This is a genomic window from Streptomyces sp. NPDC041968, from assembly GCF_055589025.1.
Map to the genome: position 1 here is coordinate 338,984 of NZ_JBVJCB010000009.1, position 23,050 is coordinate 362,033.

The 23,050-nt window shown below is 74.0% G+C and carries 21 protein-coding genes; 12 read left to right on the top strand and 9 right to left on the bottom strand.

Features of this window, described 5'->3' with window-relative positions; genetic code table 11:
• Window positions 1-4: 4 nt before the first annotated feature.
• A complete protein-coding gene (locus tag ACZ6EG_RS23395) occupies window positions 5-805 on the bottom strand; it encodes an SDR family NAD(P)-dependent oxidoreductase (protein ID WP_391970638.1) in 801 nt (266 codons plus the stop codon).
• Window positions 806-854: 49 nt separating this feature from the next.
• On the opposite strand from ACZ6EG_RS23395, the gene ACZ6EG_RS23400 reads away from it, so the two are divergent.
• On the top strand, window positions 855-1,394 hold the full coding sequence (locus tag ACZ6EG_RS23400; protein WP_391970639.1) for a hypothetical protein: 540 nt from the start codon (window positions 855-857) through the stop codon (window positions 1,392-1,394).
• On the opposite strand, the gene ACZ6EG_RS23405 is transcribed toward ACZ6EG_RS23400, so the two are convergent.
• The 4 genes from ACZ6EG_RS23405 to ACZ6EG_RS23420 form a co-directional block, all read right to left on the bottom strand.
• Window positions 1,378-2,292, bottom strand: a complete 915-nt coding sequence (locus ACZ6EG_RS23405; RefSeq protein WP_469607224.1) for an SDR family oxidoreductase — start codon at window positions 2,290-2,292, stop codon at window positions 1,378-1,380. The genes ACZ6EG_RS23400 and ACZ6EG_RS23405 overlap by 17 nt on opposite strands.
• Before the next feature lie 153 nt (window positions 2,293-2,445).
• Window positions 2,446-3,075, bottom strand: coding sequence for an MBL fold metallo-hydrolase (locus ACZ6EG_RS23410; protein WP_391970641.1), 630 nt, complete (start codon window positions 3,073-3,075; stop codon window positions 2,446-2,448).
• The gene (locus ACZ6EG_RS23415; RefSeq protein ID WP_391970642.1) at window positions 3,075-4,163 is read right to left on the bottom strand and encodes an S-(hydroxymethyl)mycothiol dehydrogenase; all 1,089 of its coding nucleotides are present in this window, start codon (window positions 4,161-4,163) and stop codon (window positions 3,075-3,077) included. Before ACZ6EG_RS23415 ends, ACZ6EG_RS23410 begins: the two co-directional genes overlap by 1 nt.
• A 185-nt stretch (window positions 4,164-4,348) precedes the next feature.
• Complete coding sequence (locus tag ACZ6EG_RS23420) at window positions 4,349-4,633, bottom strand: hypothetical protein (RefSeq protein WP_356604975.1); 285 nt, start codon at window positions 4,631-4,633, stop codon at window positions 4,349-4,351.
• A gap of 186 nt (window positions 4,634-4,819) precedes the next feature.
• On the opposite strand from ACZ6EG_RS23420, the gene ACZ6EG_RS23425 reads away from it, so the two are divergent.
• On the top strand, window positions 4,820-5,185 hold the full coding sequence (locus tag ACZ6EG_RS23425) for a nuclear transport factor 2 family protein (protein ID WP_391970643.1): 366 nt from the start codon (window positions 4,820-4,822) through the stop codon (window positions 5,183-5,185).
• A 9-nt stretch (window positions 5,186-5,194) separates the two neighbouring features.
• On the opposite strand, the gene ACZ6EG_RS23430 is transcribed toward ACZ6EG_RS23425, so the two are convergent.
• The gene (locus tag ACZ6EG_RS23430) at window positions 5,195-5,695 is read right to left on the bottom strand and encodes a metallophosphoesterase family protein (protein ID WP_469607230.1); all 501 of its coding nucleotides are present in this window, start codon (window positions 5,693-5,695) and stop codon (window positions 5,195-5,197) included.
• 108 nt (window positions 5,696-5,803) lie between these two features.
• Here ACZ6EG_RS23430 and ACZ6EG_RS23435 point away from each other — a divergent pair, with 108 nt between their 5' ends.
• Window positions 5,804-6,316 carry a MarR family winged helix-turn-helix transcriptional regulator gene (locus tag ACZ6EG_RS23435; RefSeq protein WP_391970645.1) on the top strand — a complete coding sequence of 171 codons (513 nt, stop codon included), beginning with the start codon at window positions 5,804-5,806 and terminating at the stop codon, window positions 6,314-6,316.
• Window positions 6,317-6,329: 13 nt separating this feature from the next.
• Window positions 6,330-6,914 (top strand): hydrolase, encoded by a 585-nt coding sequence (locus ACZ6EG_RS23440; RefSeq protein WP_391970646.1) that lies wholly within the window; start codon window positions 6,330-6,332, stop codon window positions 6,912-6,914.
• Between the two features lie 148 nt (window positions 6,915-7,062).
• On the opposite strand, the gene ACZ6EG_RS23445 is transcribed toward ACZ6EG_RS23440, so the two are convergent.
• Window positions 7,063-7,242: a hypothetical protein gene (locus ACZ6EG_RS23445; protein WP_469607233.1), complete on the bottom strand. Its 180-nt coding sequence runs from the start codon at window positions 7,240-7,242 to the stop codon at window positions 7,063-7,065.
• 46 nt (window positions 7,243-7,288) lie between these two features.
• The gene (locus tag ACZ6EG_RS23450) at window positions 7,289-9,835 is read right to left on the bottom strand and encodes a SpoIIE family protein phosphatase (protein ID WP_469607236.1); all 2,547 of its coding nucleotides are present in this window, start codon (window positions 9,833-9,835) and stop codon (window positions 7,289-7,291) included.
• Between the two features lie 199 nt (window positions 9,836-10,034).
• Between ACZ6EG_RS23450 and ACZ6EG_RS23455 the strand changes: the two genes are divergently transcribed.
• Window positions 10,035-12,185 carry a SpoIIE family protein phosphatase gene (locus ACZ6EG_RS23455; RefSeq protein WP_391970649.1) on the top strand — a complete coding sequence of 717 codons (2,151 nt, stop codon included), beginning with the start codon at window positions 10,035-10,037 and terminating at the stop codon, window positions 12,183-12,185.
• Window positions 12,186-12,466: 281 nt separating this feature from the next.
• Here the strand turns inward: ACZ6EG_RS23455 and ACZ6EG_RS23460 are convergent, their stop codons facing one another.
• Window positions 12,467-13,777 carry a S1 family peptidase gene (locus tag ACZ6EG_RS23460; protein WP_469607239.1) on the bottom strand — a complete coding sequence of 437 codons (1,311 nt, stop codon included), beginning with the start codon at window positions 13,775-13,777 and terminating at the stop codon, window positions 12,467-12,469.
• 571 nt (window positions 13,778-14,348) lie between these two features.
• On the opposite strand from ACZ6EG_RS23460, the gene ACZ6EG_RS23465 reads away from it, so the two are divergent.
• From ACZ6EG_RS23465 to ACZ6EG_RS23495, 7 genes are all read left to right on the top strand, one after another.
• Complete coding sequence (locus ACZ6EG_RS23465; RefSeq protein ID WP_311574573.1) at window positions 14,349-14,564, top strand: type A2 lantipeptide; 216 nt, start codon at window positions 14,349-14,351, stop codon at window positions 14,562-14,564.
• Window positions 14,565-14,720: 156 nt separating this feature from the next.
• Window positions 14,721-15,527, top strand: a complete 807-nt coding sequence (locus tag ACZ6EG_RS23470; protein ID WP_469607242.1) for a hypothetical protein — start codon at window positions 14,721-14,723, stop codon at window positions 15,525-15,527.
• Window positions 15,524-17,749, top strand: a complete 2,226-nt coding sequence (locus ACZ6EG_RS23475; RefSeq protein WP_469607245.1) for an NHLP family bacteriocin export ABC transporter peptidase/permease/ATPase subunit — start codon at window positions 15,524-15,526, stop codon at window positions 17,747-17,749. The genes ACZ6EG_RS23470 and ACZ6EG_RS23475 overlap by 4 nt, the downstream gene beginning before the upstream one ends.
• Window position 17,750: 1 nt before the next feature.
• A complete protein-coding gene (locus tag ACZ6EG_RS23480; RefSeq protein ID WP_391970653.1) occupies window positions 17,751-20,573 on the top strand; it encodes an NHLP bacteriocin export ABC transporter permease/ATPase subunit in 2,823 nt (940 codons plus the stop codon).
• An 88-nt stretch (window positions 20,574-20,661) separates the two neighbouring features.
• Window positions 20,662-21,672, top strand: a complete 1,011-nt coding sequence (locus ACZ6EG_RS23485; protein ID WP_391970654.1) for a Ppx/GppA family phosphatase — start codon at window positions 20,662-20,664, stop codon at window positions 21,670-21,672.
• A 95-nt stretch (window positions 21,673-21,767) separates the two neighbouring features.
• The gene (locus tag ACZ6EG_RS23490; RefSeq protein WP_391970655.1) at window positions 21,768-21,947 is read left to right on the top strand and encodes a hypothetical protein; all 180 of its coding nucleotides are present in this window, start codon (window positions 21,768-21,770) and stop codon (window positions 21,945-21,947) included.
• Window positions 21,948-22,003: 56 nt separating this feature from the next.
• Window positions 22,004-23,035, top strand: coding sequence for an iron-containing redox enzyme family protein (locus ACZ6EG_RS23495; RefSeq protein WP_391970656.1), 1,032 nt, complete (start codon window positions 22,004-22,006; stop codon window positions 23,033-23,035).
• The last annotated feature ends 15 nt before the right edge of the window (window positions 23,036-23,050 follow it).

A 23,050-nucleotide genomic window follows, 5' to 3' on the forward strand; every position in this document is an offset into this window, starting at 1 on the left:
TGGTTCAGCCGGCGTCGTGCCACTCCCGGACGGCCTGCCGGAACCCGGTGTTGACGGCGGTCAGACCGCCGTCGACGACCAGCGTGGTGCCGGTGATCCAGGCCGCGTCGCGCGAGGCGAGGAAGGCGACGGCCGAGGCGATGTCGTCGGGTTCGCCGACCCGGCCCAGCGGGTACAGCCGGCGGACCGCCGCCAGATCCTCGTCCCGCCCCTCCCAGGCCGTGGTGCGCACGGTGCCCGGCGTCACGAGGTTGACGCGTACGCCGCGCGGTGCGGCGTGGCCGGCGAGGGTGCGGGTCAGCGAGGCGAGGCCGGCCTTGGCCGCGCTGTAGGCGTGGTTGCCGAAGTCCTGGACGCCGTTGACCGAGCCGATGCTCACGATCGCGCCGCGCCCCGAGGCCGCCAGGTGCGGGAGCGCCGCCCGGCAGCAGCGGTAGGCACCGGTGAGGGTGATGTCGAGGTCGCGGGCCCAGACCTCGTCCGGTCCGTCCTCGAAGAGCGGGGCGTCGGGCGAGCACGCGTAGGCGTTGTTGACCAGCACGTCCAGGGTGCCGAAGGTGGCCACGGCGTGGGCCACGGCCGCCTCGACGGACGCCCGGTCACCCACGTCGCAGGCGAACGCCTCCGCGGTGAACCCCTGTTCCGCCAGCTCCCCCGCCGTCCGCCGCGCCGCGTCCGGGTCGACGTCGGTCAGCAGCACTCGTGCCCCCTCGGCGGCGAGCCGGCGCGCGGTGGCCGCGCCGATCCCGCGGGCCGCGCCCGTGACGAGTACCCCGTGGTCCGCGAAACGCCCTGTCTCCGTCATGGGCCCGACCGTACTGCCGCGCCGGTCGGGCGGGCAGTACGGTGCCTCCATGTCCGCGTTCCTCCAGCAACTCCCGGCTCTCATCGGCGTCGTCATCGGCGCGCTCGGTTCGTACCTCGCGGTGGTCCGCAGCGACGGGGCCCGGTTCCGCCGGGAGACCGCGGCACGCTGGGAGGAGCGGCGGCTCGCCGTCTACGCCGACTACGCCCGGACACTGAAGAAGTCCGTCACGCTGACGTACCGGATCGCGGCCCACCTCGGCAACGACCCCCACCCGCACCCCCTGTCTCCCCAGGAGGCCGCGTCGGCGCAGGCGGAGGCCACGTTCGCCCGGGACCCCGCCGGCGAGGCGCTGCTCCTGCTGGGCAGTGCGGAGGTGGTGGAGAAGGCACGGGCCTGGGTCGTGACGGTGATGGAGATGGAACGCTTCCTGCGCGAGGAGACGCACGACCCGGACGCGTGGCAGGCGCTGCTGGAGCGGCAGCGTGCCGGACGCGAGGGCTACTACACGGCCGTGCGCCAGGATCTGGCCCTGCCGCCGGGGCACCCCGCCCGGTGGCCGCTGCCGCCCGTCAGCGGTAACCCGTGACGTCGGCCGGCTTGTCGGCGTCCTGGACCTCGACGAGATAGCGCCAGGCGTCCGGGCGGCTGCCGTCCAGGTCGGTGAACCCGTACTCCTGGGCGAGGCCCCCGCTGGAGAGGGACCGGCTGTTGAAGCGCGCCACGTCGGGATCGGCGGCGAGGGCCGTGACGGCGCGGCCGACGTAGCGGGGCGTCTCGGAGATGGCGAAGTGCGGGACGCGGTCGAGGGCGTCGCGCCAGTTCTCCTCGCGCACGCCGAAGTGGTCGAGCATGATCTCCGAGCGCAGCCAGCCCGGCGTCAGCGCGACGGCCGTGGCACCGCGCGGTCCCAGTTCGTGGCCGAGGGCGAAGGCCATGCGCAGGACGGACGTCTTGGCGAGGTCGTAGAAGAAGGAGACGCGGTAGTGGTCGCGGTTGTAGTCGTCGGTGCCGTCGGTGACCTCGACGACCAGCCCGCCGGGGTGGCGCAGCAGCAGCGGCAGCGCGTGGTGGCTGGTGATGGCGTGGGTCTCGACCGCCAGCCGCAGGAGCCTGAGTCCGTTGTCGAGATCGTGCTCCCAGACGGGGCTGTCCCACGCGAAGAGGTTCTCGCCGCCCCAGATGTCGTTGACCAGGACGTCGAGGCGGTTCTGCTCGCGGGCGACGCGGTCGACGAGCACGGCGACCTGCGCCGGGTCGAGGTGGTCGGTGGGTACGGGGATGCCGTGGCCGCCGGCCTCGGTGACCAGGTCGGCGGTGTCCTCGATGGTCTCGGGGCGGTCGTACTCCGAGCGCCGGGCGCGGGTGCTGCGCCCGGTGACGTAGACGGTGGCCCCGGCCGCGCCCAGTTCGACGGCGATACCGCGTCCGGCGCCCCGGGTCGCCCCGGCGACGAGTGCGACCTTGCCTTCCAGTGACCGTGACATGTCCGGCCTCCCGTTTCTCCTCGTTCACGTGTCCGCGCGAGCGGTCTCGTGATCGAGAGTGCCGTGGAAGCCGGACAACTCCTGTCACCTTTTACGCGTGTCCCGTACTTACCGCGGACCGCTCGCCGGGCTCCCCCGTCCCAGCTGGACGGATCAGTGCCCGCGGGCGATCCACTCCTCCAGGTGCGGTGCCTCGGCGCCCACGCTGGTCGGGTCGCCGTGGCCGGTGAGGACCTTGGTCGCGGGCGGGAGCACGAGCAGCCGGTCGCGGATCGAGTCGATGATGGTCGGGAAGTGGGAGTACGAGCGTCCGGTGGCACCGGGGCCGCCGTGGAAGAGGGTGTCGCCGGTGAACACGGCGCCCAGGCCCGGGTCGTACAGGCAGACCGCGCCGGGGGCGTGCCCGGGGGTGTGCAGGACGGTGAGGTCGGCGCCGGCGGCCTCGATGACCTGCTCGTCGGAGAGCCAGGCGTCGGGGTCCCGGTCGGGGTGGGTCTGCCGCCACAGCGGCAGGTCGTCCCGGTGCAGCCAGATGGTGGCGCCGGTGCGCTCGGCCAGGGCGGGCGCGGCGTTGACGTGGTCGTTGTGGGCGTGGGTGCACACGATGGCGGTGAGCCGCCGGTCCCCGACGGCCTCCGCGATGGCGTCGGCGTCGTGGGCGGCGTCGATGACGATCACCTCGTGGTCGTCGCCGACGAGCCAGACGTTGTTGTCGACGTCCCAGGTACCGCCGTCGAGGCTGAACTGCCCGGAGGTGACGAGGCGTTCGATGCGGGCGACCATCACAGCACCACCACCGAACGCAGCACGTCACCGGCGTGCATCCGGTCGAAGGCCTGCTCCACCTCGTCGAGCCGGATGGTCTCGGTGACGAACTTGTCCAGGTCCAGGCGGCCCTGGAGATGGAGGTCGACGAGCATCGGGAAGTCCCGGGAGGGCAGGCAGTCCCCGTACCAGGACGACTTCAGCGACCCGCCGCGCCCGAAGACGTCGAGCAGGGGCAGTTCCAGCTTCATCTCGGGGGTCGGTACGCCGACCAGGACGACGGTGCCGGCCAGGTCGCGGGCGTAGAAGGCCTGCCGGTAGGTCTCCGGGCGGCCGACCGCCTCGATGACGACGTCGGCGCCGAAGCCGCCGGTCAGTTCGCGGATCGCCTCGACGGGGTCGGTCTCACGCGAGTTGACGGTGTGGGTGGCGCCCATGCCCCGGGCGGTCTCCAGCTTGCGGTCGTCGATGTCCACGGCGATGACCTTCGCGGCCCCGGCGAGGTGGGAACCGGCGATCGCCGCGTCGCCGACGCCGCCGCAGCCGATGACGGCGACCGTGTCGCCACGGCCGACGTTCCCGGTGTTGATGGCGGCGCCGATGCCGGCCATCACCCCGCAGCCCAGCAGGCCGGCCACCTGTGCCGGGACGCCCGGGTCGACCTTGGTGCACTGCCCGGCGGCGACCAGCGTCTTCTCGGCGAAGGCGCCGATGCCGAGGGCCGGGGAGAGTTCCTGGCCGGTCGAGGCGAGGGTCATCTTCTGCTCGGCGTTGTGGGTGTCGAAGCAGTACCAGGGCCGCCCGCGCAGACAGGCCCGGCACTTCCCGCACACGGCACGCCAGTTGAGGATGACGAAGTCGCCGGGCGCCACGTCGGTGACGCCCGCGCCGACCGACTCCACGACGCCCGCCGCCTCGTGTCCGAGCAGGAAGGGGAACTCCTCGCTGATGCCGCCCTGTTTGTAGTGCAGGTCGGTGTGGCACACCCCGCAGGCCTGGATACTGACCACGGCCTCGCCCGGGCCTGGGTCGGGCACGACGATCGTCTCGATCCGCACCGGTTCGTCCTTGCCCGGTGCGATCACGCCGCGTACTTCCTGCGCCATGGTCTGTGAACCCCTTCCTCGGCCGTTCCACGTTCCGTCCGACCCTACGCGCAACCGGTCGGCGAGGGGTGCCACGACGGCGTACGCACGTCGGCGCCGCGGCGACGGCGGGCGCGCCCGCCGTCGCCCACGTGTGAGGGCCGCCCGTTGCCGGGCGGCCCTCGACGGCGGGTGCGGTCCGGTCGTCAGCCCAGGGCGGGGACGACGCCGAAGACCGGGGAGACCAGGCCGGTGACCTGCTGGAGCTGGTTGAGGTCCTGGAGCCGGTGCAGCTGCTGGGAGGGCCGCGGCAGCTCGGCCCGGTCCTCGGCGGGCACGTCGCTCACCGCGAGCGAGTCCAGCGTCTTCAGCACGCTGAGCTTGTCGGCGCCCGGCGCGCCCCCGTCGGCCGCGCTCGCCATGGGCGCGGCGAGGCCGGTCACACCGGCGGCGAGCCCGACAGCGGCGACGATACGTCGTGTTGAGATCATGCCCGGTGCAACGCCGGCGGGCCGGTGGCGGACACGGGCGGCTGGTCCCGCTCACCCGTCAGGACCAGTGACCCGGCCGCGTTGCCGCGGGCCCCCGGACGGAGGAGGCTCGAAGGAGGGGGCTAGGAGGAGGGGGCCCGGTGGCTCGTCCCTCCGCGGGCGGGCCGGACTGCGGAGGAGGACGTCATGGGTACCCACGCAAGCTCCGGTTTCGACGTCGAAGCCCTGCGCCGGGGCATCGAGGGAGACACGGCGGCCCCTCTGGTGTCGCTCTACGCGAAGGACGCCGAGGTGCGCGTCGTCGACCGGTACGACCAGCCCAGCCGCCCCAAGGTGCTGCGCGGCCGGGACGAGATCGCCGGGATGCTCGACGACGTCTACACCCGCGACATGACGCACCGGCTGGCGCGGTGCGTCGTCCAGGGCGACCAGGTCGCCTTCGCCGAGGAGTGCACGTACCCGGACGGCGTGCGGGTGCTGGCGGAGTCGATGCTGTCGCTGCGGGACGGCGAGATCGTGGAGCAGACCACCATCCAGGCCTGGGACGAGTAGCCGGCGGTCCTACCGTCTCGGCAGCCGGTGCAGTTCGACGTCCTGGAGCCTGCCGCCGGTGACCCCGGCCGTCATGTAGGTGCAGAACGGCTGCCGTCGCCGGTCGGTCGGCGACCCCGGGTTGAGCAGGCGCAGGCCGGTCCCGGCGGTGGTGTCCCAGGGGATGTGGCTGTGCCCGAAGACCAGGACGTCGAAGTCCGGGAAGCGGGCGGCGCAGCGTGCCTCGCGGCCCTGGGCTGCGCCGGTCTCGTGGACGACGCCGAGACGCAGACCTCCGATTTCGATCCGGGCCACCTCGGGCAGCCGGGACCGCAGGTCCGGTCCGTCGTTGTTGCCGTACACACCGACGAGTCGCCTGCTGCGGCTCTCCAGCAGGTCGAGGGTGTCGGTGTCGACCCAGTCCCCCGCGTGCACGACGACGTCGGCGCGCGGGATCTCCGCCAGCAGCCTCGCGGGCAGTTCCTTGGCCCGCTTCGGCAGGTGGGTGTCGGACATGAGCAGCAGGCGCACGCCTCCAGCCTACGGGCGGACGGGCGCCGGTGGCCCCGCGGACGATGGCCAGGCAGAACTGCGCAGTCCGAACTGGACAGTCCTCCCTGTCGGTTTTAGGGTGAGGGCATGGACGCGCATGCCGCCGGAGGCGGTCCCGGGCCCGGTGCCGTCGGCACCGGGGAGGACGTCTCCGACACCGCCGCCCGAGCCGCGCACGAGCTGCGCGTGGTCTTCAGCAGGCTGCGGCGCCGCATCCGGGAGGTCGCCCGGGACGAGGACCTGACGCCGCCCCAGGTGTCGGCGCTCACCCTGGTCGGCAAGCACGGCGCGGCGACCGCCAGTGCGCTGGCGTCCGCCGAGGGGGTGCGCCCGCAGTCGATGGCGGCCACGCTGGCCGCCCTGGACCGGCACGGTCTGATCCGCCGCAGCCCCGATCCCGAGGACGGCCGCCGGCAGCTGGTCACACTCACCGAGGCCGGCCGCGCCCGCATGGAGGGCGACCGGCAGGTACGCGAGGAGTGGCTGGCCCGGGCCTTCCAGGACCGGTGCACCGCGGAGGAACGGGACACGGTCCTGCGAGCGCTCGCCCTGCTGGACCGGCTCACCCGGCCGGATGCCGGCGCTTCTCGATCCACCTGAAAGGCACCACCTCATGGCAGTCACCTCCCTCGATCCCCGCACCGCCCTCGTCGTGATCGACCTCCAGGCCGGCATCGTCGCCGCGCCCACCGCCCCGTACGGCAGTGCCGAGGTCGTCGCCCGCAGCGCCCGGCTGGCCGAGGCGTTCCGCGCCCGGGACCTGCCCGTGGTCCTGGTACGGGTCTCCTTCGCCGCCGACGGGGCGGACGCCGTACCCGGCCGTACGGAGGCCGGTGGCGCGGGCGGCCCCCGGCCCGAGGGCTGGGACGTCGTCGTCGACGAACTCGCCGGTCACCCCGGCGACCTCACCGTCACCAAGCGCAACTGGGGCGCCTTCCACGGCACCGGGCTCGACGTCCGGCTGCGCCGCCGGGGGGTGACCCAGATCGTGCTCACCGGCATCGCCACGAGCATCGGCGTGGAGTCGACCGCCCGCGCCGCGCACGAGCACGGTTACCACGTCACCCTCGCCACCGACGCCATGAGCGACATGGACGCCGAAGCGCACCGGAACAGCGTCGAGCGGATCTTCCCGCGCCTCGGCGAGACCGGTACCACGGACGAGATCCTGGAACTGCTGGCCAAGACGCACTGCTGATCCGCGGTACGCCGCCCGCCGACGTCACCCGCGCCGCTCGGTGGCCCTCAGCCGCGTGCCCCGCGGTGGACCGCGGGCGGCCCGGACGCGCACCGCGCCGGCTCCTTGGCCGGCGCGCCGGGCGGATGCTGCCGCCCCCGGGGCGGGGTCAGTCCTCGCCCCTGACGATGTTCGACTCCTGTCCCGGCCGCGGTGCGCGCGTCGCGCCGTCGTCCTCGACGGCCGGTATCCAGGTGCGTACCGCGCCCCGGCCTCTGAGGCGTCGGGCCGTCGACCACCCCGTCTCCAGACGGCGGACGACGGGTTTGTCGCCGGTTTCGGTGGTCATGGGTGCATCATCTTCCTTCTGTTCCGGTCGGCGTCCAGGAGGACCGTCACCCTGCGGGTCCCCGGGCGTGCCCCGGGGAAACACCGGTCGCCGGTGCGCGGGGCGCCCCCTGGGCGGGAGCGCGTCGCAGGGGGATCTCGCTCCACACCTGCTTGCCCCCGCTGACCGGCAGCGTCCCCCAGGTCGCCGACATCGCCTCGACGAGGAGGATGCCCCGTCCCCCGGTGGCCTCCCAGCCGATGCTGGTCGGTTTGACGGGCGTACGGGGCGAGGCGTCGGCGACCGCGACGCGCAGCCTGCCGTTGATCAGGGTCAGGTCGAGACGGACCTGGCCGTCGGTGTGCACGAGGGCGTTGGTGACGAGTTCGGAGACGACGAGGAGGACGCCGTCGATGTCGTCGTCCGGCACGCCCCAGGAGCGCAGGACGCGCCGGGTGAAGCGGCGGGCGTGCCGCACCGCCTCGGGCAGCCGCCACACCGACCAGCTCTCCCGCAGGGGGCGCACCGCCATGCCGTCGTAGCGCACCAGCAGCAGGGCGACGTCGTCGCTGCGGCGGGCGTTGCCGAGCAGGGCGTCGGCGACCAGACCGAGGTGGGTGGGATCGGACCCGGCCAGGGCGTGCGCGAAGCGGTCCATGCCCTCGTCGATGTCCGCGTCGGCGGACTCCACGAGCCCGTCCGTGGTGAGGGCGATCAGCGTGCCGGGCCGCAGCCGCAGCGGGCTCATCGGGAAGTCGGCCTGTGTCACCACGCCCAGCGGCGGGCCGCCCTCCGTCTCCGCGATCTCCGTCGTGCCGTCGGAGTGGCGCAGCACCGGCGGGGGGTGTCCGGCCCGGACGCACCAGGCCGAGCCCTCCTCCATGTCGAGGTCGACGTAGACGCAGGTGGCGAAGAGGTCGGTCTCCATGTCCATGAGCAGCCGGTTGGCGTGGGAGACCACCACGTCCGGCGGGTGGCCCTCGACGGCGTAGGCGCGCAGGGCGGTGCGCATCTGGCCCATGAGGGTGGCCGCGGCGGCGCTGTGGCCCTGGACGTCGCCGATGACGAGGGCGACGTGGTGGTCGGGCAGCGGGATCACGTCGTACCAGTCGCCGCCCAGCTCCAGTCCGGCCGTGCTGGGCAGGTAGCGGGCGACGGCGACCGCGCCGGGCAGCTTCGGCAGGCGGCGCGGCAGCAGCTGGCGCTGGAGCATGCCGACCAGTTCGTGTTCGGCGTCGAAGGCGTGGGCGCGCATCAGGGCCTGCCCGGCCAGGCCGGCGGAGGCGGTGAGCAGGGCGCGTTCGTCGGGGCCGAAGTCGTGCGGGGTGTCCCATCCGATCAGGCAGGCGCCGGCCATCCGGCCGCCGGCGGGCAGCGGCAGTACGGCCAGGCCCCCGGGGCCGACGTCGGCGAGGGCCGGCTCCAGCTCGCCGGTGCCGGCGGGCCAGATCCGGGCGCGGCCCTCGCGCAGCGCGGCGGCGAGGGTGGGCATGGCCCGTACCGGCGCGTCGGGCCACTCGGTGCGCCACTCCAGCCGCCACAGCTCGGGCCAGGACTCGGGCTCGGGCGGGTCGAGGACGGTGACGACGAGCCGGTCGTTCTCCAGCTCGGCCAGCGCGATCCGGTCGGCGCGCAGCGGCCTGCGCAGCGCGGCGACCACGGCCTGGCTGACGTCGCGGACGGTGCCCGCGGTGGCCAGCGCGGCGGCCAGCCGCTGGACCCGGGCCACGTCGGTCACGTCGGGGCGCAGGGTGGAGGCGTCGACGACGGTGCCGGCGAGACGGGCCGGGCGGCCCTCTCCCCCGGGCAGCAGGCGTCCGCTCAACCTCAGCCATTTCGGTGGGCCGGTGGGCTGGAGCGCCCGGAACTCCAGCTCGCGTTCGCCGATGGACAGGTGGTCGGCCTCCGTCACCGACATCAGCGAGGGCAGGTCCTCGGGCACGGTCAGGGCGAGCAGCGTCTCCACCTTGCCGTCGAACTCGCCGGGCGCGAGGCCGAACAGGCGCAGGATGTCGTCGCCGACCTCGACCCGGCCGGTGTCCATGGCGAGGGTGAAGGCCCCGGGCCGCAGCTCCTCGCCCTCGGGGGCCGCGGCCGGGGCGGGGCAGGGGACGGCACCGGCGACCAGTTCCAGGCAGGCCCGGTCCTCGGCGTCGAAACCGTCCGGGCGTTCGGTCAGGGCGAGCAGACAGCCGCCGTCGTTCCCGTGCACGGGGAGGGCGGCCAGGGAGAAGCCGCTCGACGGCACGTGCCGCGACTCGGCCGATCCGGCGAACTCCTCGGGGCCGAGCCACACGGGTGTGCCGCCGCGGTGGGCGTCGGCGACCGGGGAGCCCCCGGCCGCGGGGTAGCCGTCGCGTACGCCGTACAGGGTCCGGGGCACGCCGGCCGACTCGGCCAGGCACAGCAGCTCGCGGTTGCCGCCGGGCGTGTAGAGGGCGGCGAAGGAGGCGCCCGCGAAGACCAGTGCCTGCTCCAGGACCCGGCGCAGCCGCTCGCCGGTGTCCGGGGCGGAGGCGATCGCCCTCAGGGCACCCTCGGCACGCAGCGTCCTCGATCCGCGTCCCACAGCGCCCTCACCGACCACGCCGCCATTACAGCGCTTATGGGACATCAGCGCAGCCCCTGTGCGCGGGGAACCGGAGGAACGGGGCACGGGCGGGCCCTCCGGGCGCCCCGCCCGACGCGGGAGAGGTGGGCGCCGGGGCCGGCCGCACGCGCCGGGACCCGCCGGGGCCGTGCTCGCCGTGCGCGGCGGGCCCGCGGGGAGGAGATTTGAATCCGGGGGTTGCCGTGCACGGGCGTGCGAGGAGGTGGTCGGCGTGGCCGACGATCAGCCCTCCGCCGCGGCGCCCGGCGCCGAGAGCGCGCCGGGCGGCCATCCGGTGCTGTCCCTGGCGCTGGCCTCGATGATGGAGGCCGTCCACGCGCACTCCGGGGCGGTCTACCTGCTCGGCGCCGATCCGCCGGTGCTGGAGATGGCGGTGATGGCGGGCCTGCCGAGGGCCTTCGCGGCGCCCTGGGAACGGGTGACGCTGCACGCGCCGGTGCCCGTGGCGGACGCGGTGCGTGAGCGGCGGACGGTCTGGGTCGGCGACGAGGAGGAGATGGCGCGGCGCTACCCCCGGGTCGCGGTGGTCCTGCCCTATCCGTTCGCCATGATCGCGCTGCCCGTCGCGACCGGGACCGCGGCGTACGGTGCGGTGTTCCTGACCTGGCCCGGTGCACGTTCCACGGAGCTGTCGGAGCGGGAGCACCGGCAGCTGACCGCGGCCTGCGAGCGGCTCGCGGTGCGGCTGGAGCGGGCGGCCGCGGCGAGCGTGCCCGTGCACCCGGAGCCCGATCTGCTGGCCGCCCCGGTGGTCGGCGGCGCGCCCGGCACGCTGGGTTCGCTGGAGGCCGTGCGGATGGTGGGGCGGCTGCCGTACGGGCTGTGTTCCCTGGACCTGCACGGCCGGGTGGGGTTCGCCAACCCGGCCGCCGCCGAACTCATGGGCGTACCGGTCGGGCAGCTGATCGGCACCCAGCTGTGGACGTCGGTGCCCTGGCTCAACGACCCGGTGTACGAGGACCGGTACCGGGCCGCGCTGCTCAGTCAGCACACCACCTCCTTCGTCGCGCTGCGTCCGCCCGGCGACTGGCTCTCGTTCCGCCTCTATCCGACCCGGACCGGACTCAGCGTGCGCATCAGCCGGGCCCGGGGGGTGTCGCGGCCGGGACCGGCCGGGGCGGCGCCGGAGGGGGCCGTCCCGCGCCGGCTCGTGACGATCTCCCAGGTGGTCAGCCTCACCGGCGCGCTGTCCGAGGCGGTGGGGGTGCGCGACGTGGTGCAGTTGATCGCCGACGAGATCGCGCCGACCGTGGGCAGCCAGGGCCTGGTCGTCCTCGGCTCACGGGCCGGGCGGCTGCACGTCCTCGGGCACCGCGGTTATCCGGACCCGCACGCCGCGGAACGCTTCGACGGGACCCCGCTCACCGAGGCGATCCCGGGCGCGCAGGTCCTGCGGACGGGGGTGCCCGCGTTCTTCGAGTCCTGGGAGCAGCTGGAGCGTCTGTACCCGGCGCGACGGGGCACCCACGACGGGTTCGCGGCCTGGGCGTTCCTGCCGCTGATCGCCTCCGGGCGGCCGGTGGGCACCTGCGTCCTCGCCTACGCGCGACCGCACTCCTTCACCACGGAGGAGCGGGCGATCCTGACCAGCCTGGCCGGGCTGGTCGCGCAGGCCCTGGACCGCGCCCTGGTCTACGACGCCAAGTACCGCCTCGCGCACGGGTTGCAGGACGCCCTGCTGCCGCACACGCTGCCCGCCCTGCCCGGTGTCGAGGCCGCGGCCCGCTATCTGCCGGCCACCCGGGGCATGGACATCGGCGGCGACTTCTACGACCTGGTGCCGGCGGGGGGCGGGCCGGTGGCGGTGATCGGGGACGTCCAGGGGCACAACGTGACGGCGGCCGGGCTGATGGGGCAGGTGCGTACCGCGGTCCGCGCGTACACGGCCGTCGGCCAGGCACCCGAGGAGGTCGTACGCAGCACCAACCGGCTGCTGATCGACCTGGGCACCGAGCTGTTCGCCAGCTGTCTGTACCTGCGGCTCGACCCGGCCCGCGGTCGGGCGACGCTGGCCCGCGCGGGACATCCGCCGCCGCTGCTGCGCCGTCCGGACGGGCGGGTGGAGGTGCTGGACGTCGCCGGCGGGCCCCTGCTCGGCATCGACCCCTCGGCCGCGTACCCGTGCACGGAGATCGACCTGGCGCCCGGCTCCCTGCTGGCCCTGTACACGGACGGCCTGGTGGAGTCCCCCGGCACGGACTTCGAGGACGCCCTCGCCGACCTGGGGCACCGCCTGGCCGATGCCGGCGGCCTGCCGCTGGACGCGCTCGCCGACCACCTGGTGCGCGACGTGGCCGGTGCGGAGGAACGCCTCGACGACATCGCCCTGATGCTGCTCCGGGCGCGGGGCTGAGGCGGGGTTCGCGGGGAGGGCCGTCGGGGCCGCGGGTCTCGGCCGGGACGGGACGGGTGTTTCCGGCGGGAGGCGGGGCTCCACCCCGGTGGCCGTCCGGCCGGGGCCGGCCCGGCGCCCCGCTCCCCCGGCCTTCGGCTCGGCCGCTCGGGTGACGGTGCCGGCGGGCGGCGGTCCGTCCCTCCCGCCGGAGGAGCGGGCCGCCCACCGCCGGCCGTCCATTCAGGAGCCGGCCGGGTGCGTGAGTCGCCCCGCGGTCACGAGGCGTTCGCGCCGGACGGTCAGCCCGTCGATCCGGAGCCGTTCTCGTGGCCGGCGCCCGTGCCGTCACCGACGTCGCCCGCGCCCGCACCGGCGTCGTCACCGGCCTGTCCGCCGCCGGCCTGGTCGCCACCGCCGACGGCGTCACCGGCCCCGCCGCCCTCTTCCGCACCGGCCTGCTCGCCGCCCGCCTGCTCGCCCGCGCCGGGCGCGTCGCCGCCCAGGGTGGCGCCGACCGCCTCCAGGGCGGTGGTGACCGGCTGGAAGAAGGTCTCGCCGCCGACGGCGCAGTCACCGCTGCCGCCGGAGGTCAGCCCGATCGCGAGACCGTCCTGGGTGAACAGGGAGCCACCGCTGTCGCCCGGTTCGGCGCACACGTCGGTCTGGATGAGGCCGGTGACCGTGCCCTCCGGGTAGTTGACGGTGGCGTCCAGGCCGAGGACCTGGCCGTCGGCCAGTCCGGTCGTACTGCCCATGCGGAAGACCTGCTGACCGACCGTCGCCTCGGCGGCCCGGCTGATCGGGACGGTCTGGTCGCCGAGGTTCACCTCGCTCGGCGCCTCGGTCGCCGGGTCGTCGTACCGCACGAGCGCGAAGTCGCCCTCGCCGGGGAAGACCGCCTGGTCGACGGTGGCGATCGGCTGTCCGCCCTGCGCGTCGGACCACTGGTCGTCCGCGACACCGCAGTGACCGGCCGTCAGGAAGGCGGGCGCGCCGTCGCCCGCGGTGACGTTGAAGCCGAGGGAGCAGCGCGCGCCGCCGCCGAAGACGGCGTCCCCGCCCGAGGCGAAGGTCTTGAAGGTGCCGGCGGACTTCCGGATGGTCGCCATGCCGGATCCGAGACCCTCGACGGTGGACTCCAGCCGGTCCCACGCGGCGCCGGTGACGGTGCTGTCGGCGGTCACCAGGATCTTGTTGGTGCGCGGGTCGATCGCCCACGCGGTGCCCGGGACGCTCGCCTCGGACTTCAGGGTCCGCGCGCCACCGCGCAGCTCGCCCATGCTGTTGTCGACCTCGCGGACGTCCGCGCCCGCCTTCCTCGCCTCCACGATGACCTGGTTGTTGTCGCCGGGCACGACGTTGACGACGAGCTGCTGCTCGCCGGCGTCGTAGTAGGAGCCCGCGAAGGCGTCGCCGAGCAGGCCGGCGAGTTGTGAGGCGAGATCCGACGCGTCCGCCGCCTTGAGGGTCCTCGGCGCCGCCGTGCCGCCGGCGGATCCGCCGTCCTGCGAGGCGTTGGCGTTCGGCAGCAGGAAGGCGGCCGCGCCGAGCGCCACCACGCCGCCTGCCGCGAGCGCTGCCCTGCGCTTCGGGATTCGCTTGTGACTCAACCTTCTCGACCTCCTGGGACGGGGTCCGTGCCGCCGGTCCGGCAGCTGTCGGGGGGGGGCGCCTGGACGGCTGTTGGTACGCACGGGCCCGACGGGCCGTTCAAACACGCCGGAACGACACGCTCCGCGACCGGGTGGCGACGGTCCGTTCCGATCAGGGAGCGGAATCCCGGCTTCAGCGAATCTGCACATCGCATGCCCAACCCGGTCACCCCCACTGGGGGATCTGCACAAGCGCACCGCGCCCGGCGCGCCCCCGGGACCGAAGTGCCGGATTCACCGCCCCTGGGCAAGGGCTCGCGGGGGCCGATGTCGCGGGCCGTGTGAAGAAGTGGCCGCGAAGGCGTGCGCGTCCCTGCACGGATGGTTGCCCAAGCCCCGCAAGTGCCCAGGTGGGAGGGGGTGATTGAGTGGAACCGCGGACCGGCCGCGTGCTTTGATCCATCGCACCGCGGGGGCCGCGGAGGGCTCCGGAAAGGGGCGCCCGGCGCCCGCGGTCGCGGCCGTCATCTGTCCCCAGAGGGGGGCCGCTCCCCCCTTGTGAAATGGCTATACGAAGGGAAGTTCCATCATGAACTCCACCCCCCAGGTTGAGACCGTCGAGATCTCCGACGCCGAGCTCGACAACGTCTCCGGCGGTCTGTCCGTGAACGCCGTCGGCACCGTCACCGGCCTGGTGGACGGCATCGCCCCGGTCTCGGGCCTGCTCAACACCGCGATCGGCACCGTCGAGGGCGTCACCGGCCTGAACACGGCCCCGGTCACCAACCTGGTCGCCGGTCTCTGATCGCGCCTCTGTGCCGCTGAGTCCCGGAGCCACCCAGGCTCCGGGGCTTTTCGGCCGTTCCTCCACGGCTTCCGTGGCTCCCTCCACGGCTCGCTCCGTGGCTCCGTCCACGGCTCGCTCCGTGGCTTCGCCGGAAAACCCTGGGATACGTCCGACGTGCAGTTCCGCCAACAGGCCCTCGCCAAACTCCAGTCACCGGAGGAGCTCGACCTCCCGGTGCGCTTCGCCCGCCCGCAGGGCTGGGTGGTGCTGTCCGTGACCCTCGTCGCGATGGCCGCCGCGTGTGTGTGGGCGGTGGGCGGCTCGGTGACCTCCACCGTCGAGGCGCCCGCGATCCTCACCCACGGACAGGGCAGTTACCTCCTGCAGAGCCCGGTGTCCGGCCAGGTCACCGCGGTCCTCGCGCGCCAGGGCGAGCGGTTGCCCGCCGACTCGCCCGTGCTGAAGGTCCGCACCACCGACGGCGAGAGCGTGGTCCGCACCGTCGACGCCGGCCGGGTCAGCGCGCTCGCCGCCACCGTCGGCCAGATCATCCAGACCGGTGCGAACGTCGCCTCGGTCGAGAAGGTCGCCCACGCCGGCGACCCGCTCTACGCCACCGTCTACGTCCCCGCCGAGAAGGCCGCCGCCATCCCCGCACACGCCTCAGTCGACCTGACCGTCCAGTCCGTCCCCGCCCAGCAGTACGGCGTACTGCACGGGAAGGTGCAGTCCGTGGACCGCTCGGCCCAGTCGGCGCAGACCATCTCCGCCTTCCTCGGCGACAGCCAGCTCGGCGAGCAGTTCACCAAGAAGGGCAGGCCGGTGGCCGTGACGGTCCGGCTGACCACCTCGAAGTCCACGCGGAGCGGCTACGCGTGGTCGTCCGCGGACGGGCCGCCCTTCGGCCTGACCTCCATGACCATGGCCTCGGGTTCCGTCCGGCTGGCCGACGAGCGTCCCCTCGATTGGCTGCTGCCGTGACCACCGCACAGGAGACCCGGGGCAGACGCCGCGCCGCCCCGCCGCAGCGCAAGGTGCCCAGCCGCGGCCGGGCGAGGACCGTCCGCACCCCGACCGTGCTCCAGATGGAGGCCGTGGAGTGCGGCGCGGCCTCCCTCGCCATGGTGCTCGGCCACTACGGCCGGCACGTCCCGCTGGAGGAGCTGCGCATCGCCTGCGGCGTCTCCCGGGACGGCTCGCGGGCGAGCAACCTGCTGAAGGCGGCCCGCGGTTACGGCTTCACCGCCAAGGGCATGCAGATGGACCTGGCCGCCCTCGCCGAGGTGACGGCACCGGCCATCCTCTTCTGGGAGTTCAACCACTACGTCGTCTACGACGGCGTGGGCCGGCGGTTCGGCCGCCGCGGGGTGTTCATCAACGACCCGGGCAAGGGCCGCCGCTTCGTGACCCTGGAGGACTTCGACACCAGCTTCACCGGCGTCGTCCTGACCATGGAGCCCGGCGACGGCTTCACCCGGGGCGGGCGCAAGCCCGGCGTGCTCGGCGCGATGCCCGCCCGGCTGCGCGGCACCGCGGGCACCCTGCCGGCGGCGGTGCTGGCGAGTCTGCTGCTGGTGGCGGTGGGCGCCGCGGTGCCCGCGCTCAGCCGCACCTACATCGACATGTTCCTGATCGGGGGGCAGACCTCGCTGCTGGGCGTGCTCTTCACGTCGATGGCCGCCTGCGTCCTGCTCACCGTGGTGCTGACCTGGCTCCAGCAGGCCAACCTGCTGCACGGCCGCATCATCTCCTCCACCCTCTCCAGCGCCCGCTTCCTGCGCCACCTGCTGCGGCTGCCGGTGACCTTCTTCTCCCAGCGCAGCCCCGCCGACCTGGTGCAGCGCCTCCAGTCCAACGACGCGGTGGCCGAGACGCTGGCCCGCGACCTCGCCGCCGCGGGCGTCGACGCGATCGTCGTCGTGCTCTACGCCGTACTGCTGTACACGTACGACCCGCAGCTCACCTTCGTGGGCATCGGCGTGGCCCTGCTCAACATCCTCGCCATGCGGATCGTCATCCGGCTGCGCGCGACGCGTACGGCGAAGCTGCGGGCGGACACGGCGCGGCTGACCAACACCGCGTACACCGGCCTCCAGCTGATCGAGACGATGAAGGCGACCGGCGGGGAGGACGGCTACTTCCGCAAGTGGGCGGGGCAGCACGCCACCACGCTGGAGGAACAGCAGCGGCTCGGCGTGCCGAGTGCCTGGCTGGGCGTGGTCGCGCCGACGCTCGCGACGCTCAACAGCGCGCTGATCCTGTGGATCGGCGGCATGCGCGCCGTGGAGGGGCACATCTCGGTGGGCCTGCTGGTCGCCTTCCAGGCACTGGTGGTCCGCTTCACCGCCCCGCTGACCCGGCTCAACGGCGTCGCGGGCCGCATCCAGGACTTCGCGGCCGACGTGGCCCGGCTGAAGGACGTGGAGAACTTCCGCACGGACCCGCTCTACGACCGCCCCGGCGGGGTCGACTCGACGCGCCGGCTGCACGGACATGTCGAGCTGCAGAACATCTCCTTCGGCTACAACCCCCTCGACAAGCCCCTCCTCAGCGGCTTCGACCTGACCGTCGGGCCGGGGCAGCAGGTGGCCCTCGTCGGCGGCTCGGGCAGCGGCAAGTCGACGGTCTCCCGGCTGATCTCGGGGCTCTACACCCCGTGGGACGGGGTGATCCGCGTCGACGGGCAGCGCATCGAGGACATTCCGCGCGGGGCCCTGGCGTCCTCCGTCTCCTTCGTCGACCAGGACGTGTTCCTCTTCGAGGGTTCCGTCCGCGACAACGTGGCGCTGTGGGACCCGTCGGTCCCGGACGACGCCGTGGTGGACGCGCTCCGGGACGCTGCCCTGTACGACGTGGTGACGCGCCGTCCGGGCGGCATCCACAGCCGGGTCGAGCAGGACGGCCGGAACTTCTCCGGCGGGCAGCGTCAGCGCCTGGAGATCGCGCGGGCCCTGGTGCGCCGGCCCAGCATCCTCGTCCTCGACGAGGTGACCAGCGCGCTCGACGCGGAGACCGAGCAGGTCGTCATGGACAACCTGCGCCGGCGCGGCTGCGCCTGCGTGGTGATCGCGCACCGGCTGAGCACCGTGCGGGACAGCGACGAGATCGTCGTCCTGGCCCACGGCACGGTCGTGGAGCGCGGACGGCACGAAGAGCTGGTGGCGCACGGCGGCGCGTACGCGGCGCTGGTCAGGGAGCGGTGAGATGACAGCGGTGCACGAAGGACAGGGCGACGTCGTCCTCGGGGCGCTCGGCTCACTGGGCACGCGCGTCGACTGCGCCGGGTTCGGCCGCCTCGACCTGGAGGGCCCGCAGGTGCTGTGGCTGGTGGCGTCCGGCGCGGTGGACCTGTTCGCGGTGGACGCCGGGCAGCAGGGGCACTGGCACCACCTGGGCCGCCTGGAGGCGGGCTCGGTGCTGCTCGGGCCGGTCACCGGGCCCCAGCACACCCTGGTCGCGCGTCCACTGCGGGACTGCGTGGTGCACCGCATCGGCCTGCGCGAGCTGTACCAGCCGGCGCACACGCAGACGTGGTCGTACGACGAGTACGGCAACCCCCAGTACGTTCCGCCGACGACGAGCCCGCTGGAGTACGCCCTCGCCCTCGGGGTGGGCCGCGGCCTGACCGTCCTCTTCCAGGCGCCGATGGCCGACGAACGGACCGCGGCGCCCTCGGACGACGACGTGTTCTGGATGCAGGTCCCGCCGGGCAGCGTGCAGTACGGCGCGGTGTACGGCGACGAGGCCGCCGCCGACCTGCTGATGGACCCGGCGCTGTGGCAGAGCATGGTCGACCAGCAGTACCGGCTGCTGACCACGCTGGACCGCTGGATCGAACAGCTGGAGCGCACCCACGAGACCCGCACGGCGGCCGGCATCAAGGCCGGCGAGGCGGTGCGCGCCCAGGCCGACCGGACGTTGCTGGCCTCCATCGGCAAGCCGTCGGGGCAGCGCGCCACGGCCGCCGACGCCGACGCCACGTACGCGGCCTGCCAGCTGGTCGCCCGTGCCGCCGGCATCCCGCTCGCCGAGCCCGCGCGGAGCGACACCGGCAGCGACCGGATCGACCCGGTGGAGCGGGTCGCCGTCGCCTCGCGCCTGCGCACCCGGACCGTCAGGCTGGAGGGCCGGTGGTGGCGGGACGACGTCGGACCGCTGGTCGGCCACCGGGCGCTGTCCGGCGCGCCGGTGGCACTCTTGTGGCGGCGCGGCGGCTACGTGGCCGTCCATCCGGCCACCGGCCGGGAGACGCCGGTCGAGAAGGCGAACGCGGAGGAGTTCGAGCCCCGCGCGGTGATGTTCTACCGGCCGCTGCCCGAACGCCGGCTCAGCCCGCTGCGGCTGCTGCGGTTCTGCCTCCGGGGCACCCGCGGTGATCTGACCGCCCTGCTGCTCAGCGGGCTGGTGACGGTGGCGATCGGCGCGCTGGTGCCGATCGCCACCGGCAAGGTGCTCGGCGAGTTCGTGCCGAAGGCGCAGACCGGGCTCATCGTGCAGGTCTGTCTCGCGGTGATGCTGAGCAGCGTCGTCGCGGCGGCCTTCATGCTCCTGCAGAACCTCACCATCCTGCGTCTCGAGGGCCGCATCGAGGCGACCCTCCAGCCGGCCGTGTGGGACCGGCTGCTGCGGCTGCCGACGACGTTCTTCACCGAGCGCTCCACGGGTGAGCTGGCGAGCGCGGCCATGGGCATCAGCGCCATCCGCCGGCTGCTGGCCGGGGTGGGCCCGACCGTGGCGCAGTCGGTGACCGTCGGGGCGATGAACCTGGGGCTGCTGCTCTGGTACAGCGTGCCGATGGCGCTCGCGGCGATCGGCATGCTGGTGGTCGTCGCCGCCGTCTTCCTCGGGCTCGGGCTCTGGCAGGTGCGCTGGCAGCGGCGGCTGGTCCAGCTCACCAACAAGCTGAACAACCAGGCCTTCCAGACCCTGCGCGGGCTTCCCAAGCTGCGGGTCGCGGCGGCGGAGAACTACGCGTACGCGGCGTGGGCCGAGCAGTTCGCGCGCAGTCGTGAGCTCCAGCAGCGGGCGGGGCGGGTCAAGAACCTCAACGCGGTGCTCGGCGCGGTGTACCTGCCGCTGTGCACGCTGCTGATGTTCATGCTGCTCGCCGGTCCGGCGCGCGGTTCGATGTCCGCGGCCGAGTTCCTCACCTTCAACGCGTCGGTGACGATGCTGCTCACCTCGGTCACTCAGGTGACCGGCGCCTTCGTGTCGGCGGTGGCCGCGCTGCCGCTCTTCGAGGAGATCAGGCCGGTCCTGGACGCCACGCCCGAGGTCCGCACGGCCAGCACCCGGCCGGGTCCGCTGTCCGGGGCGATCGAGGCGCGGCGGCTGTCGTTCCGGTACACCGACGACGGGCCGCTGGTCCTGGACGACGTGTCCTTCGAGGTGCGGCCGGGCGAGTTCGTGGCGGTCGTCGGTCCCAGCGGCTGCGGCAAGTCGACCCTGCTCAGGTTGCTGATCGGCTTCGACCGGCCGCTGTCGGGCAGCGTCCTGTACGACGGGCAGGACCTCGCCGCCCTGGACCAGTCGGCGGTGCGCCGGCAGTGCGGGGTGGTGCTCCAGCACGCCCAGCCCTTCACGGGCTCGATCCTGGACGTCATCTGCGGCACCGAGGCCTATACGCCGGAGGAGGCGATGGCGGCGGCCGAGATGGCCGGGCTCGCCGAGGACATCAGGCGGATGCCGATGGGCCTGCACACGATCGTGTCGGGCAGCGGCGCCGTCTCGGGCGGGCAGCGGCAGCGGCTGATGATCGCGCAGGCGCTGATCCGCCGGCCGCGCATCCTCTTCTTCGACGAGGCGACCAGCGCCCTGGACAACGAGACGCAGCGCACGGTGATCGAGTCCACCAAGGCCCTCAACGCCTCCCGCGTCGTCATCGCGCACCGCCTGTCCACGGTGCTGGACGCCGACCGCGTGATCGTGATGGAGGACGGCAAGGTGGCCCAGCAGGGACCGCCGGCCGAGCTGCTGGCGGACACGGGGGGCCGGCTGCACGAGCTGGTGCGGCGGCAGCTGGCCTGACCGGGGGCCGGACGGCCCGGCGCGGGTTTCCGGCCTCCTCGCCCCCGGCGCCCGTTGGACCGGCGCGTTAATGGGTACCTGAGCCCTCATGCGTATCAGCGTGGTGGACGTGGGGTCGAAGACCGTCCGGCTCATGGTGGCGGACGCGGAGGGCGGGGTCCCCCTGCCGGTCCACACGGCCAAGTGGCGGCTGCGGCTCTCCGAGCAGGTCAAGCCGGGGGAACCGGTGCCCGAGGAGGCCGTGGAACGGCTGGTGGAGGCGGTCGACGGCGCGAACAGGACCGCGGCCCGGTGGGGCGCGGCGGGTCCGCTGGCCTTCGCGACCGCGGTGGTGCGTGCCGCGCCCAACCGCCACGAGGTGCTGCGCACCGTCCGCAACCGCACCGGCGTCGTCCTGTGCACCCTGCCCGGCGAGGTGGAGGCGGAGCTGACCTTCCTGGGGGCCCGACGCTGGATGGGCTGGCGGTCCGGTCCGCTCGCCCTGCTCGACATCGGCGGCGGCTCGCTGGAGGTCGCCTTCGGCCGCGGCCGGCTGCCGGACTTCGTGGCCTCACTCCCCCTCGGCGCGGCGCGGCTGACCCACGAGTTCCTGGAGGGCGGCGAGGACGCGGTGCCGTCGGAGCAGATACGGGCGCTGCGCCGCAGCGTCCGCCATCAGCTGCGGGACGTGGCGGCGCGGATCCGCTGGGAGGGGCCCCGCACCGCCGCGGCCACCTCACGGACCTTCCAGCAGCTCGGACGGCTGTGCGGGGCGTCGCCGGGCCGGCACGGCCCGTTCGTGGAGCGGCAGATGCGCTGCTCGGACCTCGGCGAGGCGGCCGGCCGGCTGGCCGCGCTGACCGCCGCGGAGCGGGCCCGGCTGCCCGGCATCTCCGCGCCCCGGTCGGCCCAGAGCGTGGCCGGGGCGGTGGTCGGCCACACCGCGATGAAGCTGACCGGGCTGGAGACGGTCACGCTCTGTCCCTGGGCGATCCGCGAGGGCATCCTGCTGCGCCACATCGAGGACGGGCCGTCCTGGTGGGCGGAGGTGACCCGGCGCAGCGACGAGGTCACCGCACCGGCCCCGGTGCCCCTGCACGTCGCGACCACCACGAGCTGAGGGGCACGCGCCCGCACCGCCCGCACGAGCGACCGGCAACCAGCAGGCCAACGACCCAACGAGCCGGAACCCCCCTACCAGGAGAGGAGACACCCGTGTCCCGCAACGGTGAACACGCCCACGAGCAGCCCGAGACCGCTGTCGAGGAGGTCCTGCGCGAGGTCCGGGACGGCAGGCCCCGTGACGCGGAGACCGACGACGAACCGCGCCGGGGCGAGGCGGGAGACGCCACCTCGCCGAACACCGCCGCGCAGCAGGACGCGGAGGGAGAGTGACGCGGAACTCCGTCCCGCCGGGGGTGCCACGGCGAGCGCCGGGTACTCGCGACGCCATGGAGTACGACCGCGAAGGACCACAGTTGCCGACGGCCCGGGGCCCGCTCTCCGCGGCCGTCGGCGCGTATCTGCTCGAGGCCGGCCCGCTGCCCGCACCGGAGGCCGCGGCCGCCGCCCCGGCCTACGGCGACGACCTCCAGCTCGCCCTGTACCAGTGCTACGAGCTGCACTACCGGGGTTTCGCCGGGGTGTCCCCCGGTCTCGAATGGGACCCCGACCTGCTACGCACCCGTGCCGCGCTGGAGGACCGCTTCCTGTCCGCGCTGCGCGCCGACACCCAGGTCCACGACACCGTGGAGGACGCGGTCGGGGCCCTGCTCGTGGAGCCCGTCGACGGCAAGGGCGTCAGCCACTTCCTGCGGGACGAGGGCGAGCTGTGGCACCTGCGCGAGTACGCGGCCCAGCGCTCCCTGTACCACCTCAAGGAGGCCGACCCGCACGCCTGGGTGTTGCCGCGGCTGTGGGGGCGCGCGAAGGCGGCGATGGCGGCGGTGGAGTTCGACGAGTACGGCGGCGGCCGCCCCGACCGGGTGCACGCCCGTCTCTTCGCCGACCTGATGACGGACCTCGGTCTGGACACCACGTACGGGCGTCACCTGGACGCGGCGTCCGCCGAGTGCCTGGCCACGGTGAACATGATGTCCCTCTTCGGCCTGCACCGGTCCCTGCGCGGCGCTCTGGTGGGTCATTTCGCGGCGGTCGAGATCACCTCGTCGCCGGGTTCCCGGCGGCTCGCCGAGGCGATGCGCCGCACCGGCGCCGGACCGGCCGCCGAGCACTTCTACGACGAGCACGTCGAGGCCGACGCGGTGCACGAGCAGATCGTCCGGCACGAGGTGATCGACGGCCTGCTGGAGCAGGAACCGCACCTCGCGGCGGACGTCGCCTTCGGCATCGACGCCACCGGCCACCTGGAGGACCGCTTCGGCGCCCGGCTGCTCGCCGACTGGCGGGCCGGTCGCTCGTCCCTGCGCACCCCGCTGCCCCGGGTGCCCCACGAGCCTTCCGAAACCTCCCATATTTCGTGATTGCCGGGGTACGTG